Annotated in this window: 16 protein-coding genes and 1 riboswitch; of the genes, 15 read left to right on the top strand and 1 reads right to left on the bottom strand. The window is 42.9% G+C overall.

Annotation, left to right across the window (positions count from 1 at the left end; translation table 11 throughout):
• The first annotated feature begins 34 nt into the window (after window positions 1–34).
• A riboswitch (PreQ1 riboswitch) is annotated at window positions 35–78 on the top strand.
• Window positions 79–241: 163 nt separating this feature from the next.
• The 15 genes from queF (at window position 242) to R50345_RS16025 (ending at window position 15,518) form a co-directional block, all read left to right on the top strand.
• Window positions 242–715, top strand: a complete 474-nt coding sequence (gene queF, locus R50345_RS16095) for a preQ(1) synthase (RefSeq protein ID WP_036687775.1) — start codon at window positions 242–244, stop codon at window positions 713–715.
• A gap of 29 nt (window positions 716–744) precedes the next feature.
• Window positions 745–1,407: a 7-cyano-7-deazaguanine synthase QueC gene (queC, locus tag R50345_RS16090; protein WP_042128162.1), complete on the top strand. Its 663-nt coding sequence runs from the start codon at window positions 745–747 to the stop codon at window positions 1,405–1,407.
• Window positions 1,407–1,889 (top strand): 6-pyruvoyl trahydropterin synthase family protein, encoded by a 483-nt coding sequence (locus tag R50345_RS16085; RefSeq protein ID WP_042128160.1) that lies wholly within the window; start codon window positions 1,407–1,409, stop codon window positions 1,887–1,889. The genes queC and R50345_RS16085 overlap by 1 nt, the downstream gene beginning before the upstream one ends.
• Window positions 1,882–2,604 (top strand): 7-carboxy-7-deazaguanine synthase QueE, encoded by a 723-nt coding sequence (gene queE, locus R50345_RS16080; protein ID WP_052414624.1) that lies wholly within the window; start codon window positions 1,882–1,884, stop codon window positions 2,602–2,604. Before R50345_RS16085 ends, queE begins: the two co-directional genes overlap by 8 nt.
• Window positions 2,605–2,732: 128 nt before the next feature.
• Window positions 2,733–3,257: a cysteine hydrolase family protein gene (locus tag R50345_RS16075; RefSeq protein ID WP_042128156.1), complete on the top strand. Its 525-nt coding sequence runs from the start codon at window positions 2,733–2,735 to the stop codon at window positions 3,255–3,257.
• Window positions 3,258–4,076 carry a VanW family protein gene (locus R50345_RS16070; protein WP_042128154.1) on the top strand — a complete coding sequence of 273 codons (819 nt, stop codon included), beginning with the start codon at window positions 3,258–3,260 and terminating at the stop codon, window positions 4,074–4,076.
• Between the two features lie 83 nt (window positions 4,077–4,159).
• A complete protein-coding gene (locus R50345_RS16065; protein WP_042128153.1) occupies window positions 4,160–5,296 on the top strand; it encodes a zinc-dependent alcohol dehydrogenase in 1,137 nt (378 codons plus the stop codon).
• A gap of 141 nt (window positions 5,297–5,437) precedes the next feature.
• On the top strand, window positions 5,438–6,352 hold the full coding sequence (locus R50345_RS16060) for a DMT family transporter (protein ID WP_197069682.1): 915 nt from the start codon (window positions 5,438–5,440) through the stop codon (window positions 6,350–6,352).
• Between the two features lie 32 nt (window positions 6,353–6,384).
• The gene (locus tag R50345_RS16055; RefSeq protein ID WP_042128151.1) at window positions 6,385–7,230 is read left to right on the top strand and encodes a class I SAM-dependent methyltransferase; all 846 of its coding nucleotides are present in this window, start codon (window positions 6,385–6,387) and stop codon (window positions 7,228–7,230) included.
• Window positions 7,231–7,463: 233 nt separating this feature from the next.
• On the top strand, window positions 7,464–8,963 hold the full coding sequence (locus R50345_RS16050; protein ID WP_042128149.1) for a sugar ABC transporter ATP-binding protein: 1,500 nt from the start codon (window positions 7,464–7,466) through the stop codon (window positions 8,961–8,963).
• A 32-nt stretch (window positions 8,964–8,995) separates the two neighbouring features.
• The gene (locus R50345_RS16045) at window positions 8,996–9,988 is read left to right on the top strand and encodes an ABC transporter permease (RefSeq protein WP_042128147.1); all 993 of its coding nucleotides are present in this window, start codon (window positions 8,996–8,998) and stop codon (window positions 9,986–9,988) included.
• Window positions 9,989–10,046: 58 nt separating this feature from the next.
• Window positions 10,047–11,027, top strand: coding sequence for an ABC transporter substrate-binding protein (locus R50345_RS16040; protein ID WP_042128145.1), 981 nt, complete (start codon window positions 10,047–10,049; stop codon window positions 11,025–11,027).
• A 113-nt stretch (window positions 11,028–11,140) separates the two neighbouring features.
• Window positions 11,141–12,751: a response regulator gene (locus R50345_RS16035; protein ID WP_042128143.1), complete on the top strand. Its 1,611-nt coding sequence runs from the start codon at window positions 11,141–11,143 to the stop codon at window positions 12,749–12,751.
• Window positions 12,748–14,532, top strand: coding sequence for a cache domain-containing sensor histidine kinase (locus R50345_RS16030; RefSeq protein ID WP_042128141.1), 1,785 nt, complete (start codon window positions 12,748–12,750; stop codon window positions 14,530–14,532). The genes R50345_RS16035 and R50345_RS16030 overlap by 4 nt, the downstream gene beginning before the upstream one ends.
• The gene (locus R50345_RS16025; RefSeq protein WP_042128139.1) at window positions 14,529–15,518 is read left to right on the top strand and encodes a substrate-binding domain-containing protein; all 990 of its coding nucleotides are present in this window, start codon (window positions 14,529–14,531) and stop codon (window positions 15,516–15,518) included. The genes R50345_RS16030 and R50345_RS16025 overlap by 4 nt, the downstream gene beginning before the upstream one ends.
• Window positions 15,519–15,579: 61 nt before the next feature.
• Here R50345_RS16025 and R50345_RS16020 read toward each other — a convergent pair whose 3' ends face one another.
• Window positions 15,580–16,464, bottom strand: coding sequence for a LysR family transcriptional regulator (locus R50345_RS16020; RefSeq protein WP_052414623.1), 885 nt, complete (start codon window positions 16,462–16,464; stop codon window positions 15,580–15,582).
• Window positions 16,465–16,650: the final 186 nt, after the last annotated feature.

Raw genomic sequence — 16,650 nt, 5'->3', positions numbered from 1 at the left:
CAATATGCTTAAAGAAGAAGTCTGCACGGATTGTGCAGGAGAGGTTCGCGAACTCCCTCTATAAAAAACTAAGAGTATATTAAACCGTATAAGCGGATGCTGTCCTTTACCCGGACGTTGCTTCCGTTTCTTCTTAGTGGAGCCAAGTTTTCGAAATCTCGTTCTTCTTTCCATTACCGGCCAAGGTCGAAGGAAAAGAGAGGGGTTTTTTGTCGTGTCAGAAGGAAGATTAAAAGAGGAAATGCAAGAAGTCACTTTGCTTGGTAATCAGGGAACGCAGTACAAGTTTGGTTATGATCCAGACATTCTAGAAGTATTTGATAATAAGCATCCTGGGCGTGATTATTTTGTTAAATTCAACTGCCCTGAGTTTACTAGCTTATGTCCTGTTACAGGCCAGCCGGATTTTGCCACACTGTATATTTCGTATATTCCTGAACAGAAGATGGTGGAATCTAAATCATTAAAGCTGTATTTATTCAGCTTCCGTAACCATGGTGACTTTCATGAGGACTGTGTCAACATTATTATGAATGATCTGATCTCACTGATGGACCCACGTTACATTGAGGTATGGGGCAAATTCACTCCGCGTGGAGGCATTTCTATTGATCCTTATTGCAACTATGGAAGACCGGGTACGAAGTATGAGGCGATGGCGGAGCACCGCTTGATCAATCACGACCTCTATCCGGAAAAAGTGGACAACCGCTAATCCCAATAAGTTGATAAGGAGAGATTAAGATGAATAAAAAAGCACTAGTTGTATTCAGCGGCGGACAAGATAGCACCACTTGCCTGATTTGGGCATTGAAGCATTTTGAGGAAGTGCAGGTAGTTACCTTCAACTATAATCAGCGTCATGCGGCTGAAATCGAAGTTGCTACAGAAATAGCAGCTAAGTTTAATGTAAAACAGCATATTCTTGATTTGGGACTGCTGAATCAACTGGCACCAAATGCTTTAACACGGCAGGATATTGATATTGTGGCTGGCGAAGGCGATGACCTTCCAAGTACGTTTGTGGACGGACGAAATCTGTTGTTTTTATCTTTTGCCGCAATATTAGCTAAACAGTTAGGTTACTCCCATATTGTTACTGGAGTCTGCCAAACGGACTTTAGCGGATATCCGGACTGCCGTGATGTTTTTGTGAAATCATTGAATGTTACACTGAATTTATCTATGGACTATGAGTTTGCAATACACACTCCACTGATGTGGCTGGATAAAAAAGAAACGTGGAAGATGGCCGATGAACTGGGTTATTTTGATTATGTTCGCGAACACACTCTGACCTGTTATAACGGCATAATTGGCAGAGGTTGTGGAACTTGTCCAGCATGTCTATTACGTCAGCGGGGACTTGAACAATATGAGGCGGAAAGAACGGAGGTCCGTTCTTAATGCTTAACGAGGTCTCAGTCTGCAAAATATTTACGTTCGACGCGGCGCATCAGTTAGTGGGTCACAAAGGGAAGTGCAGTAACCTGCACGGTCATACGTATAAGCTCGAAGTAGTGCTTAAGGGCAAACCTATGACCGCGGAAGGCCATTCGGACGAAGGGTTTGTAATTGATTTCAGCGATATCAAAACAACAGTGCAGCAAAGCCTTGTAGACCGTCTAGATCATGCTTTTCTCGCTATGGGAAATGAACCTGTGTTAGAGACGTTAACGAATACGGGTTCCAAAGTAGCTTTGCTGTCTTTCCGGACCACCGTTGAGAATATGTCTTCATATATAGCATACAAGCTTAAGCAAGCGGGGCTTCCCTTGTACGCTGTAAAGCTATGGGAGACACCAACCTCTTGGGCAGAAGTGCTGGCTGAAGATATTCCTGAGGATGGACCATCTTACCGCTTGTATGGAGGCTGTGATTGTGAGTAAGATTCCTGTAATTGAAATCTTCGGTCCGACCATTCAAGGTGAAGGTGCGGTAATTGGTGTGAAGACTATGTTTGTCCGCACCTATGGCTGCGATTATCGCTGTGGCTGGTGTGACTCCGCTTTTACTTGGGATGGTTCGGCTAAGGATAAGGTTCGAATGATGGCCTCGGATGAGATTATGAATGAACTTATAGCTATAGCTGGAGATAATTTCGACTGTGTTACGATTTCAGGCGGCAATCCTGCTTTAATTGGTGATGGGATGGGCACTTTTATTAACCTGCTACATGAGCGAGGGATACAAGCTGCAATAGAAACTCAGGGCAGTAAATGGCAGGAATGGTTCAATGACGTGGATGTGCTGACCATTAGTCCGAAGCCGCCAAGCTCAGGGATGACAACGAATTGGGAAATGCTAGATAACATCATGAGTAAGCTGGAGAATCTGGGCCGTACCACACACAGTCTTAAAGTCGTAGTGTTTGACGATAAGGACTTCGGTTATGCAAAAGACATTCACCATCGATATCCCAATGTGCAGCTCTATCTGCAGCCTGGGAATGATGATGTCACTGAAGAGGGTGACATTTCTGCTCGACTTTTGGGGAGGCTGGAATGGTTGTTTAATAAAGTAATCTTAGATCCTGAAATGAATAGAGTGCGTGTACTACCACAGCTGCATGCTTTAATCTGGCATAATAAGCGTGGCAAGTAAAAAGGGGTGTAATGTAATGGGTGTCTGCATAGCAGATGCCCTTTTTTTGTTGATTTGAGTCTTTAAAAAGGTAGATAGAATGTCCCATAATCTGGTATGATTTTCATAAAAGTTATAGGAGGTACCTAATGGGAAATTTAACTGCACTGTTAATTATTGATGTTCAAGAAGCTATGTTCTCCTATCCTGATCAAAAGCTGTACGATGAAGAGGGTGTGATGGAGAGAATTATTTCCCTTCAGCATAAGGCTAGGGTGGCAGGTACTCCAATTGTTTATATTCAACATACGGAAGATGAGGAATACACAAAAGGTACGCCCACATGGCAGATCAGTCATCGTATCACACCGCAGGAAGGCGAAGTTATTGTGGAGAAGCCTACTTGGGATGCTTTTCACCAAACCGTGTTGCAAGATGAGCTACAGAAGCTCGGGATCACGAATCTGGTGATTTGTGGGATGCAAAGTGAATTCTGTCTAGATACAACGATAAGACGCGCATATAGCATGGGATATAAAAGTGTGCTGGTTTCAGATGCTCATAGCACCTTTGATAGCGGGGTTCTGAGTAGTAGAGAGATCGTTAAGCATCATAATGCGGTAATTGGAGGTAGATTCGCCCAGTTACGAGCTGAAAGCGAGGTTCAGTTCTAGATGAATACCCCACAGGCTGCCATGAAACCTATTCAGCGTTCTCGACTTAGACTATTTGCCGGAAAGCGATATTTTATTTGGAAAAGATACTTGAAATGGTGTACTGATCGCGGCAAGATGGCGAAGCAGCGCACTAGTGATATTTTATCTTATGAGGCCATGACTCACGCTACACCGTTATTACGTAGTCTTCGGAATGTAGATATGGTGCTTCAATATAATAAAATAACAAATTTACGGCTGGCGATCGCGAAACTGGATGGACTCATGGTGCGGCCGGGGGAGACGTTTTCCTATTGGAGATGCATCGGCAAGCCCAGTAAGCGAAAAGGTTATCTGGAAGGTATGGTTCTGCATTATGGCGGTTTTCATTCTGGAGTTGGCGGGGGGCTATGCCAGTTGTCTAATCTGATCTACTGGATGACACTGCATACTCCTCTTACGGTTACGGAACGGCATCGGCACAGCTATGATGTATTTCCAGATGAACAGCGCACACAGCCATTTGGAAGCGGGGCTACCTGTTCTTATAATTATTTGGATCTTCAAGTGAAGAATAACACGAATCAAACGTATCAATTAAAGCTCTGGCTGGATGACAGTCATTTTCATGGGGAATGGAGATGCGATGAGCAGTCCCTTTATAAATATGAAGTGTACGAAAGTGATCATCGGATAAGCCTAGAACCATGGGGCGGATATATTCGTAGCAATAAGATCAGTCGAAAAATATTCACACGTACAGGCGACCTAGTTGGAGATGTAGCTGTAACGGATAATTATGCGCTTATGATGTATTCTCCGCTTCTTCATGGATAAGAGGATAGGGCTTAGGGTTATAACATAGAAAGACACGTTATCGTTCTACCCTATGCCATACTTCAAAGGAGCGGATTAACAGCATGATAGCATTAACCTACCAAGGGAAGAAGAAAGTGAAAGTTAAAGAGGTTGCTGATCCGAAGATTGAGAAAAAGGATGACATTATCGTACGAATTACCTCTACAGCGATTTGTGGCTCAGATCTGCACATTTTTAACGGTGAAATTCCAGGTATGCATGATGATTATGTTATTGGCCATGAGCCCATGGGGATTGTTGAGGAGACCGGTCCAGACGTAACTAAAGTCAAGAAAGGCGACCGGATCATTATTCCCTTTAATGTAGCCTGTGGTCAGTGCTACTTCTGCCAGCATGAGATGGAGAGTCAATGCGACAATGCTAATGACGCCAAGGATACAGGCGGGTATCTGGGTTATTCCGATACTTATGGGGGCTTTGCAGGAGGGCAAGCCGAATTACTGCGGGTTCCTTATGGTAATTTCGGTCCTTTTGTTGTTCCTGAGGATGCAGAAATGGAAGATGAGAAAATTCTTTTCTTATCTGATATTGTGCCTACTGCTTGGTGGGGCGTAGAAAGCGGCGGAGTGAAGCCAGGGGATACAGTCATTGTTCTCGGCTGCGGGCCTGTTGGACTGCTTACTCAAAAGTTTGCCTGGATCAAAGGCGCCTCAAGAGTCATTGCGGTTGATCATATTGGCTACCGTCTGCAGCATGCGAAGCTGACAAATAATGTAGAAATTTACAACTTTGAAGAGATTAAGGATATTGAAGCTCATTTGAAGGAGATAACACATGGGGGCGCAGATGTAGTTATTGACTGTGTAGGTTTGGATGCCAAAATATCTGCTTTGGAGAAAGTGGAGACCACGTTGAAGCTACAAGGAGGCTCACTCAGCGCATTTAGAATGGCCTCGGATATCGTACGTAAATTCGGAACTATTCAGCTTGTGGGGGTTTATGGACTTACTTACAATATGTTCCCTTTGGGTCATCTATTTGAACGCAACATTACTTTGAAAATGGGACAGGCTCCAGTGATTCATTATATGCCTTTACTTTATAAGATGATTAAAGAGAATAAATTTGATCCTACAGATATCATTACGCATCGCTTGCCTATCAGTAAAGCGGAGCATGGCTATGACATTTTTAGTGAGAAAAAAGAGGATTGCATCAAGGTGGTTCTGAAACCTTAGGCTTTAAGAAGCATGAGCTCTCGTCAGAAATGACATTGCTTATGCTTTTTTTAGCGAAATCTAATGAAAATAGATGCATTTTTTCACGGTCTGCGTTAAATTAACATAAGTGACTTAAGATATTGAAAGGACGCGTACCATGTGAAGCTTAAAAAACCGCCACTTCCTATTCCAATTTTAATGTTGATTGGGATTGTGGCCATCTCTTTTTCTGCCATTTTTATCAAGTGGTCTGCAGCACCAGCATCTATACAAGGAATGTATCGGCTGTTGTTCACCTCGCTGCTGATGTTGCCTTTTGCAAGACCATACAGCGGAGCAGCGTTCGCGCTTCGTAAAAAAGACTGGATCATGCTAGTGCTCTCAGGCACTATGCTAGCGCTACATTTTTTGCTTTGGATGGGCTCTTTGAAGTATACTTCGGTAGCTAGTTCAACAATGATCATGGCGCTGGAGCCCGTGTTTATAATGCTGGGCGTTTATTTTTTGTATAAGGAAAAAACAGCTGTGTCTGCTATTCTAGGGTTGAGTATCGCTATTGGCGGAGTAGTATTTATCGGCTGGGGAGATATTGGAATCTCTGCGGATAATCTTAAAGGTGATTTGCTATCGGTTGGAGGAACAGTCGCGGTAGCTGTGCATATGCTTATCGGTCAAAGGCTTGTAGTGCGCATGCCCTCATATTTGTATAGCTTGATAGTATTCTTGTCAGCGGCTGGCGTGTTTGCCATTTACAATCTGATCATGGGGATTTCCTTCTTCAACTATCCTGCAAATGAGTGGGGAATCTTCGTTTTGCTAGCAGTGGTTCCAACGGTGTTCGGGCATATTTTATTTAATTGGCTGCTTCAGTATGTATCCGCAACTACGGTATCTATGAACATCTTAGGAGAACCAGTGGGGGCAAGTATCCTCGCGTATCTGCTCTTGGGTGAACAATTAACTGCGCTACAATGGGCAGGTGGACTTTTGGTTATGTTTGGACTTGGCGTATATTTGTATACTGGAAGAAAGAAAACGATTCAGGTGGCAGAAGCCATTCAGAATGCTTCATAACAGATATTTTAATCATAAAGGGGTCGCAAGGTATGGAAGAACAAGATCAAAATTTAGAATTGCATTCTGGAAAAGGCATTGGGCCAACAAGTGAGGAACTATGGAACGAAGACACGTACACAGCTTGGGTTGCTCGATTTGGTACACCGTCAGAGGCAGCAGCAAAGTTAATTAAGGAACCAAGTGCAAAGCTGTACCCGCTCTCTTCTTATTTTGGAGATGTACAGGGTAAAAAGATGATGAATCTCATGGGATCAAACGGAATGAAGGCAGTCGCTCTGTCATTACTCGGGGCGGACGTAACTGTTGCCGACTTCTCGGAGGCTAATGCGCGTTATGCTGCTGAACTCGCTCAAGAAGCGGGTGTTCAGCTAAACTATATCGTATCGGATGTTCTGAAGCTTCCAGATCACGTACTGGATGGTTCATATGATATCGTATTTGCGGAGTTAGGGATTGTTCATTACTTTACCGACCTTGCTCTTTTTATGGAAACAGTCCACCATTTACTTTCTCCTGGTGGGATTTTTATTCTGCGCGATTTCCATCCTGTGACGACTAAGCTTATATCCTCTAAGGGTTCTACAGCGAAGGTTCGCAAACACAAAGTCAGCGGTGACTACTTCGACACGACATTGGAAGAAAAAAGAGTCTCATACTCTAAGTATTTGCCTTCAACAGGCAAACCAGCAGGCGAACAGGAGCATAGCGTGGTATATTGGCGTCGCTGGACGCTTGGAGAAATTGTAACAGCCGCTGCCAGTTCCGGACTTGTGATCCGTCAATTGGTAGAAGAGCCTAATCTATCCTCGGACGTTTATGATAAAGGAATACCAAAGACATTCACCTTGGTGGCTGGTAATGGTCAGAACCTGTAAGAGTATATGTTTACACGTTACAATAACCTTATATTTCTCGTAGAAACGGCTGCATCGTCCCTGAGAGGACGGCGCAGTCGTTTTTTTGTTTAAAACATAAATTTTTAAACTTTTTTACGGAGAATATTCCATTACATTGGAAACGTATAGGTAATACAATAATTTTACATTCAACATTTGAAAGCGGTTACTTTACGGAAAGGCATTCATAAAGGATTTGAGGTGGTTATGAAATGGACGAAGTATTACTACGAATGACGGGGATTGATAAATTTTTCCCAGGTGTTCATGCATTGAATCAATGTCAATTTGAGCTGAAGCGTGGGGAAGTTCATGCCTTAGTTGGTGAAAATGGCGCAGGGAAGTCTACCCTGATGAAGATTGCAACAGGGGTGTATTCCAAGGATGCGGGTCAGATGTGGTACAAGGGATCTGAGGTGGAGATTGTCAATACACGCGCTGCACAGGAACTCGGGATCAGTATTATTCATCAGGAACTGAATCTAATGCCGCATCTTACAGTGGCCCAAAATATATTTATTGGCCGTGAGCCGCGGAAGGCACTGAAATGGTTCGTTGATGATCTGGAGTTAAATCGTAAAGTGCAGGAATTGTTTAATCAAATGAATCTTAAGCTGGACCCGAAGAGCTTGGTCTCAGACCTGACGGTCGCTAACCAACAAATGGTGGAAATCGCCAAAGCCTTGTCCTTTAATGCGGAGGTACTGATCATGGATGAACCAACTGCAGCCCTGACAGATACGGAAATTAACGAGTTGTTTCGGATGATCGAGAAATTACGATTAGAAGGTGTAGGGATTATATACATCTCTCACCGCATGGATGAGTTGAAACGGATCACAGACCGCATTACAGTCATGCGGGATGGATGTTATGTGGATACTGTTCGGACGGATTCGGTAACGATTGATCAAATTATCAGCATGATGGTTGGTCGTGAACTGTATCAAACGTCGAAGCCAACGGTTTCGTTGCAGACACAGCAAGTCGTATTAGAGGTTCGAAATCTATCCAGTGGACAGTTGTTAAAGGATATTAGCTTTCATCTGAATAAAGGTGAGATTCTGGGCTTCGCTGGGTTAATGGGTGCTGGACGTACTGAGGTTGTTCGTGCCGTATTTGGGGCTGATCCTATCGATAAGGGTGAGATTAGGCTACATGGAAATACGGTTCGTATAAAACAGCCTCATCAAGCGGTGCAGCATGGCATCGGTTATTTATCTGAAGATCGCAAAAGATACGGATTGCTTGTAGATATGGACATTAGCATGAATAATGCAATTGCTTCCTTCTATAAATTCCGTAATGTATTCGGATGGATGAGAGATAGGGAGATGCGAAAGTCCGCGGAGCAGCATGCGGAAGCACTAGCAACTAAGACTCCAAGTGTAAGTCAAAAAGTCAAATTCTTATCCGGTGGCAATCAGCAAAAAGTAGTTATCGGGAAATGGTTAACGAGAGATTGCGATGTGTTGATCTTCGACGAACCAACACGTGGTATTGATGTAGGAGCGAAAAGTGAGATCTATAAGCTGCTTGATCAGCTAGCGAGCGAGGGAAAGGCGATCATTATAGTCTCTTCAGATCTACCAGAAATTCTAAGAATGAGCCATCGCATTATTGTTATGTGTGAAGGACGTATAACTGGTGAACTACTCGCAGAAGAAGCATCGCAAGAAGCGATAATGAAATATGCGACGATGCGTTCATAATCGTTCAAGAGTTTATCGGAGGTGTCAAGGTCATGAAGATCGCAGATAAAGGGATTAGTCAGTCTATTGGCTCTAAGCAAGCCGGGGCGCAATCAGGGTTTAAACAAAAATTGTTAGCATTCGCAAGTTTGATCATACTGGTCATCGTATTTTCAATAGCATCAAGTAACTTTTTTCAATTTTCTAATTTAGTCGGGATCCTCGTCTCTACAGCTGTAATTGGTGTATTAGCACTAGGAGCAACCTTTGTAATTATTACGGGTGGAATCGACCTTGCTTTGGGTACTGTGATGACCTTTTCCTCTGTGATGGTTGGTGTCATCATTACATTCTGGGGTCTACCCGTTCCACTCGGAATTGTAGGCGGGATTCTAGCTGGTGCACTATGCGGATTTATAAGTGGCTTAATGGTGGCGAAGATGAACATTCCACCATTCATCGCCACTCTAGCAATCATGATGGTCACTAAAGGATTATCACTTGTTATAACGGGTGCCAAGCCGATTTATTTCAATGATGATCCGATTTTTGCCAAGATTGCAATGGGGAAGATGATCCCAGGCATTCCGAATACTATCATTATCTTCCTATTGCTTGGGGTTATCGCAAGTATCATTTTGTCGAAGACGATTATTGGACGCTATAACTTCGCCCTTGGCAGCAATGAAGAAGCAACTCGCCTATCAGGTGTGAATACGGTCAAATGGAAGATTGTTATCTACACTATCACAGGAATTTTCAGCGGAATTGCTGGTATCTTGATGGCATCTCGACTAAATTCAGCCCAGCCGTCACTTGGCACTGGTTATGAACTTGAAGCTATAGCAGCTGTCGTTATTGGAGGCACATCTTTGAGTGGGGGCGTAGGTTCAATTCTAGGTACGATTATTGGTGCGCTAATTATGAGTGTACTGACGAATGGCTTACAAATTATGTCCGTTGCTCAGGAATGGCGGACAGTCATTGTCGGTGTTGTCATCATCATAGCAGTATATGCTGATATTCTTCGCCGACGGAAGCAGTGAACGAGGTATTATCTCCATACGGAGTGATATACAAACAAATGACGAGGGGGAAGATTAAATGAAACAACGTCGAAGAGGGATTATCTTGCTTGCCAGTTTGTTACTGGCTACTACCTTACTTGGTGCTTGTAACAACAGTGATAGCAAAAAAAGTGCTTCCGGTTCAGACAAACCATACATCCCAGTCATTTCAAAAGGCTTCCAGCATCAATTCTGGCAAGCGGTGAAGCAAGGAGCCGAGAAGGCTGCGAAGGAGTTTAATGTTGAGATTACGTTTGAAGGACCTGAAAACGAGAGTCAGGTAGATAAACAAATTGAAATGTTGCAGACGGCTCTAGACAAGAAACCGGCAGCCATCGCATTAGCAGCTCTAGACAGCAAAGCAGCGATTCCATATCTGGAAAAGGCAAAGGAAAACAATATTCCAATCATTGGCTTTGACTCCGGTGTAGATAGCGATATTCCTGTAGCAACAGCAGCGACTGACAATAAAGCGGCAGCAGCTTTGGCAGCTGATAAAATGGCTGAGTTGATCGGCAAGAAGGGTAAAGTAGGTCTAGTCGTACATGACCAAACGAGCAGCACAGGTCAACAGCGTCGTGATGGCTTTTTAGAACAAATGAAAGCGAAATATCCCGATATTGAAGTCTTAGAACCGCAATATGGCGGTGGAGATCAGTTGAAGTCCACGGATCTTGCAAAGGCGATGATGCAGGCAAATCCAGACCTTAAAGGGATCTATGGCTCAAACGAAGGATCTGCAGTAGGTGTGGCTAATGCGGTAAATGAATTGCAAATGGGTGGAAAGATTGTGGTCATCGGATTTGACTCCGGTAAACAGTTAATGGATGCTATTCGAAGTGGTGTTGTGGCCGGCGCTGTTACACAGGATCCCATTGGTATCGGTTATCAAGCGGTGAAGGCAGCAGTGCAGGCGATTAAAGGGGAAACCGTAGAAAAGAATATTGACACCGGGTTTCACTGGTACGATAAGAACAATATAGATTCCGATGAGATCAAACCTCTGCTGTACGAATAGAAGAGATTAATAATAGAGGTTGCCTCAAGAAGGCAACCTCTATTATGCTTATCCCCAAAGGTAAACTTTTACATTATAAGTAATCGATGAATTCATAGCTGAGGAGGTGTTGGATGTACAAGATTATTCTAGTTGATGATGAAGATGAGGTTCGTGAGGGGATTAAACAGAAGATAGCATGGAATAACCATGGTTTTGAACTTGTTGGAGATTTCGATAACGGCAGAGATGCTCTTGATGCAGTAGAGCAGTATCGACCGGATGTGATTATTACAGATATTTGCATGCCCTTTATGGATGGACTAGGTTTGGCCAAAGCTGTAATGGAAAGATACCGGGACATGAAGGTCATTATCGTAACTGGTTATGAAGACTTCGAATACGCCAAGCAGGCTATATCTTTGAAGGTGACTGAATATTTGTTAAAACCGATCAATGCTCGTGAGTTTGCCGAGTATCTAAGCAAAATGAAGCAGGATTTAGATGAAGAGCATTTACAAAAGGCCAATATTGCTAAGCTTCGCATGCAATTAAATCAGAGCTTTCCTTTGTTACGCGAACGATTTCTGGAGAAGCTTGTTACTACTCGAATGAGAAATGAAGAAATCGAAAATAAAATGAATTATTTCCATATACAGCTGCGGGGTGCGGTTAACCTTGCAATCGTAATAGATATAGAAATTGAGAATCGGAGCCTGGATATTGCTTCAGAGGCGGAGCTATTACGCTTTGCCGCTTTTAACATAGTGCAGGAACAACTTGAAAAGGAGCAGGGCGGTGTGGTATTTCAGACGAGAGATGGTAAACTCGCCGCGATTTTATCAGGGGATTCCGAGGAGATCGAAGTCACAACACAACTTCTTGCGGATCAAGTACAAACCAGTTTGAACAAGTATTTGAAGCTGACGGCAACCATCGGCATCGGTAGAAAATACGCTGACTTGCAGCAAATTCCACAATCCTTTCAGGAAGCGATTTCATCCATAGAATATCGATATCTTTTAGGCATAGATAAGGTTATCTCCATACAGGATCTTGAGTTTGGCAAAGGATTGGATCAAGCACATTTCTCTTCATGGGAAAAAGAATTCATATCCGCGTTGAAGACCGGTAAAGCATCAGCGATCTCGGAGGTCCTCTCAAAATGGTTTCAGGAGCTAAAGAGTAACAGCTCTTCTATAGAAGATTGCCGCAGTAGCATCTACCAAATGCTCGTCTCTCTGATGAACTATGTGGTCGATATTGGATTCCCAAATACAGAGCTTGTTTCGCATAATATGTTTGCTGAGGTTGCAGCTCTTAAGACTTTAGATGAAGCAAGGAATTATTTAGAGAGAACTTGCCATGAGCTGATACTCAAGTTATCGGAACAAAGAACAACCGTCAGAACCTCTCAAATGAAAGCAGCAGAAGCTTATATTCGGGAGAATTATTGTAATGACAGCTTTTCACTTAATGAGCTGTGCAGCCATATTTTTATGAGCATCAGTTATTTCAGTGTGACTTTTAAACAGCATACTGGAGAGACTTTTATTGAGTATTTGACTCGCCTCCGTTTGGAAAAAGCTAAAGAACTCCTTACCGTCACACAGTTGAAGACTTATGACATCGCTGCTAGAGTTGGCTATGCTGATCCTCAGTACTTTAGTGTGATTTTCAAACGTAATGTTGGGATCACACCGAAGGAATATCGACAGCGACAGAAGGAGAATCTTCTTCTATGAAACCTCATCGTTTCTTCCGAAGTCGAAGTATTCATAATAATATCGCCATTTCTTTTTCACTTCTTATCCTCTGTACGACTATAGTGCTTAGCTATACTTCATATCGACTTTCTTCAGCGGCCGTTATGGGGAATTCTTTAGCCTATACTTCACAATTAATAGAACAAGTAAAACTGAACATCGAAAACTATATTAGTAACATGGAGAGTATTTCTGCTCTGGTGTTAACTAGCAGTGATCTTGAGAAATATGTAAAAGGTTCGAGTTCGGGACAAGAAGGTAAAGTCAAAGATAAGCAGTTAGCCAGCCAATATCTTCGATCTGTCGTCCAATCCCGCACCGATATCTCTTCTATAGTGTATGCAAGCTCGGAGGGGATAACGGTGTCGGATCGACTGGACGCAGTTTTGAAACCGCTTCCTGAATTGATTGCCCAAGAGTGGTATCAGCAAGCAGTGAACCAAACGGGTGTAGCTGTCTCCTCCTCACATGTTCAGCACATATTTCAGGATGAATACCGATGGGTAGTATCGATCAGTAGAAAGCTTTCAGATACCTTTTCAGAAATGGAAGCAGATCGACAGGGTGTGCTGCTTGTGGATCTTAATTACAGCGTGATTAACAATTTGTGTAAACAAATCGAACTGGGAAAGCGCGGTTATGTATTCATTGTGGATCCCTCAGGGAGCCTAGTCTATCATCCTCAACAGCAGCTGATCTACTCGCAACTCAAGTTTGAACAATTGGAAACCGTTCTTGGGATTAAGAGCGGCTCGGTTACGGTGAACACAGGGAACGAACAGAAGCTATACACCGTGGATACAACCAGCTTTGGCTGGAAGATTGTGGGGGTTACCTATCCGGATGATCTGGTTGCAAACAAACAGCAGATGCAAGGGACGGCTGCCTTGTGGGGAGCTGTAAGCTTGATCTTTGCCATGGCAATTTCCGTGCTTCTTTCTTACGCACTGACTAAGCCGCTCAAGAATTTGGAAATCAACATGAAAAAGGCTGAACGCGGAGAGTTCGACATTCGCGTGGAGATTGAGAGCACGAACGAAATCGGCAAGCTTGCCCGAACATTTAATTTGATGATTATGAAGATTAAAGAGTTAATGAGCCAGATTGTTATGGAGCAAGAAATGAAACGCGTGAGTGAGTTGAAGGCACTACAAGCACAGATTAAGCCCCACTTTTTGTATAATACCCTAGACTCAATCATCTGGATGGCAGAGACCGGAAAGATGGAGGAGGTGGTGGAAATGACCTCATCATTATCGAAGCTGCTGCGTTCTACAATCGGTGAGGGTGAGGAATTGATCCCGATCGCACGAGAACTAGAACATATTCGGCACTATTTAACGATTCAGAACATGCGCTATCGCCATAAATTCACATATTCAATAGAGGTGCAGGAAGATATTCTTAAATGCAGTATATTGAAATTAGTCCTTCAACCCTTAGTTGAAAATGCAATTTATCATGGGATAAAACATAATCCTGAGCAAGGCCACATCCTGATTAGGGGAAAAAGAGAGCACAACGATATTACCATTCAGATAATTGACAATGGTGTAGGCGTGAATCCAGAGCAGATGGGCAAGTTACTGCTTCAAAAAGCAGATTACAGGATGGGTAGTGGAGTAGGTGTCGCGAATGTGAACCATCGCATTCAGCTTTATTTCGGAGATCATTACGGTTTGTCTTTTGAAAGTGAAATGGAAGAAGGGACGACGGTCACTTTAAGAATTCCTGCGCTCTATGAGGAGGAGAATCCATGAGCTCACTATGGTCAAAAATAGGCCTGTCCGCTCTATTGTTATTCTTCATAATAGCGCTCGGGTGGGTAGGTTATCGTATGTTTACGAATGAGCTTGATCCAAAAGTCAGAACCATTATCTACGTTCCTAAGACTATCGACACCAGTATTGAATTCTGGGAGGTAATGAAACAAGGTGTGGCGACTGCAGCCAAGGAATTCGGTGCAGATGTCCATACGATAGGAACAGATACCGAGCTAGATGTGGATAAGCAGATTCAACTGCTAGAACAGGCGATTGAGGAGAAGCCCGATGCCATTATTTTAGCTGCTACCGACTATTATCGTCTCGTTCCGGTTGCAGAGCAGATTAAGGCTGCGGGTATCACTCTTATTACAGTGGATTCAGGACTAAACGGCGGTGTATCAGAAAGTTTTATCGCCACAGATAATTACAAAGCAGGACGTAAAGCAGCGCAGGAGTTGATTGAAAATATTCATAGCGACGATCAAGTCGCCATTATGAATTTTGTACCAGGCACCGCTACAGCTATTGAGAGGGAGAAGGGGGTTCGTGATGCTTTATCTCAGAATGGAGTAGATCATGTGCACGATACCCTTTATAGCAATGGTTCTTCCCAGAAGGCATACCAATTAACTGTTGAACTTCTAAAGAATCAGCCGCAACTGAAGGGAATCATTGGCTTAAACGAGCCATCTACATTAGGAGCGGGTCTGGCAATTATGGATTTGGGCTTAAAATCAAAAGTGAAGCTGGTGGGGTTCGACAATTCCAGTAGTGAGGTTCATTTGCTGGAGAAGGAAATTATGCTGGGCACGGTGATTCAAAAACCTTTTACCATGGGGTACCTGGCCGTGAAAACTGCACTTGAAGTCGTTTCAGGTCATAAAGTAGACTCTGTTATGGATACAGGCTCCGAATTCATTACGAAGGAAAATATGTATACAAGCGAGAATGAAAAGTTAATGTTTCCTTTTATAGAATAAAAAAAGGAGAGTCCAAAACCGTTAAGGCTTTGGACTCTCTCTTTTGTAAAAGTATAAGGTTTCATAAGTTGTTTAATATGTCGGCAAAAGACTGCTGTAACGGCGTTAATATATGATCTTTTCGCCACGCCAGAACAAAACCACCGCTCTCAGGCAAAACTCCCGGTAGAGGAGCATAAGAAAGACGACCTAATTCAAGTTCTGCTTCAATACTAGCTTTAGAACAAATTCCTACGCCACCCCCCTCGCTAACTAACTTCTTTAAGGTGTCAGATGAATTCAACTCGGATCGGTTCCATAAACGAAAATGATTTAATTCTGCCCATTGATCTGCAAATCCCCGTAAACAAGAGCCAACCTCATGCTGAATCCAAGGTTCAAGTGCGATCTGTTCCGGTGTTAATTTTTCTATAGTTTCGAATGGATGACCAGGTGCAAAAATGAGCACAGGCTCGTCGCGGACAATGAGCTGAAAGTTAAAAGATTCATCATACCAATCAGAAGTGTGTAAAATAGCCATTTGAATTTCTCGGCTTCGGAGTCGTTCCTTTAACAAAGAATCACTTTGGATCGTCATGGAATTATTAATCCCCGGATATTGTTTCATGAATTGGATTAACGCTTTAGGTAAAATATAAGTTGCAGGAATATAACTTGCTTCCAGCTTTAATGTACCTTGTGAAGGGGAAGCAAACTGTTTAACAGTGCGTTCAGCTTCAGACGTAAGTGAGACTATCTTAAGTGCATATTGATAAAGGGCCCGACCTGCATCTGTAAGCAGTACTCTTCCACTTCGATATAGGAATAAAGGCGTTCCAAATTCTTTCTCTAGATTCTTCATATGAAAAGATACAGTGGGTTGTTTAAGGCCTAACTCAGCAGCTACATCGGTTACTTTCTTATATTTTTCAAGTAGGATAACGATCTTTAATTTCATAATATTCATGACTTTCCTCCGCACAAAGCTTAGTTGAATAACAAATTATATGTCCATTATAGATTAAATCTATATATATATATAGTTTCTATTGGTATTTTTATCGTTGGCTTTACAAAGTTAAGAAGTTTCTCTAACGAACGAGCTCTAGAATAAGAAGAGTCAGAGGGGCCAAGAAGCTCCCGACAACAACAA

The organism is Paenibacillus sp. FSL R5-0345 (genome assembly GCF_000758585.1).
Lineage (GTDB): Bacteria > Bacillota > Bacilli > Paenibacillales > Paenibacillaceae > Paenibacillus_AQ.
Note: the sequence above shows the minus strand (reverse complement) of the source record. Positions and strands in the feature narration are given on the sequence as shown.

Coding starts and splice junctions, on each gene's coding strand:
- R50345_RS16035 (WP_042128143.1), top strand. CDS start 11,141: ATGTACAAGATTATTCTAGTTGATGATGAAGATGAGGTTCGTGAGGGG.
- queC (WP_042128162.1), top strand. CDS start 745: ATGAATAAAAAAGCACTAGTTGTATTCAGCGGCGGACAAGATAGCACC.
- R50345_RS16065 (WP_042128153.1), top strand. CDS start 4,160: ATGATAGCATTAACCTACCAAGGGAAGAAGAAAGTGAAAGTTAAAGAG.
- R50345_RS16040 (WP_042128145.1), top strand. CDS start 10,047: ATGAAACAACGTCGAAGAGGGATTATCTTGCTTGCCAGTTTGTTACTG.
- R50345_RS16045 (WP_042128147.1), top strand. CDS start 8,996: ATGAAGATCGCAGATAAAGGGATTAGTCAGTCTATTGGCTCTAAGCAA.
- R50345_RS16055 (WP_042128151.1), top strand. CDS start 6,385: ATGGAAGAACAAGATCAAAATTTAGAATTGCATTCTGGAAAAGGCATT.
- R50345_RS16030 (WP_042128141.1), top strand. CDS start 12,748: ATGAAACCTCATCGTTTCTTCCGAAGTCGAAGTATTCATAATAATATC.
- R50345_RS16085 (WP_042128160.1), top strand. CDS start 1,407: ATGCTTAACGAGGTCTCAGTCTGCAAAATATTTACGTTCGACGCGGCG.
- R50345_RS16050 (WP_042128149.1), top strand. CDS start 7,464: ATGGACGAAGTATTACTACGAATGACGGGGATTGATAAATTTTTCCCA.
- queF (WP_036687775.1), top strand. CDS start 242: ATGCAAGAAGTCACTTTGCTTGGTAATCAGGGAACGCAGTACAAGTTT.
- R50345_RS16070 (WP_042128154.1), top strand. CDS start 3,258: ATGAATACCCCACAGGCTGCCATGAAACCTATTCAGCGTTCTCGACTT.
- R50345_RS16075 (WP_042128156.1), top strand. CDS start 2,733: ATGGGAAATTTAACTGCACTGTTAATTATTGATGTTCAAGAAGCTATG.
- R50345_RS16020 (WP_052414623.1), bottom strand. CDS start 16,464: ATGAATATTATGAAATTAAAGATCGTTATCCTACTTGAAAAATATAAG.
- R50345_RS16025 (WP_042128139.1), top strand. CDS start 14,529: ATGAGCTCACTATGGTCAAAAATAGGCCTGTCCGCTCTATTGTTATTC.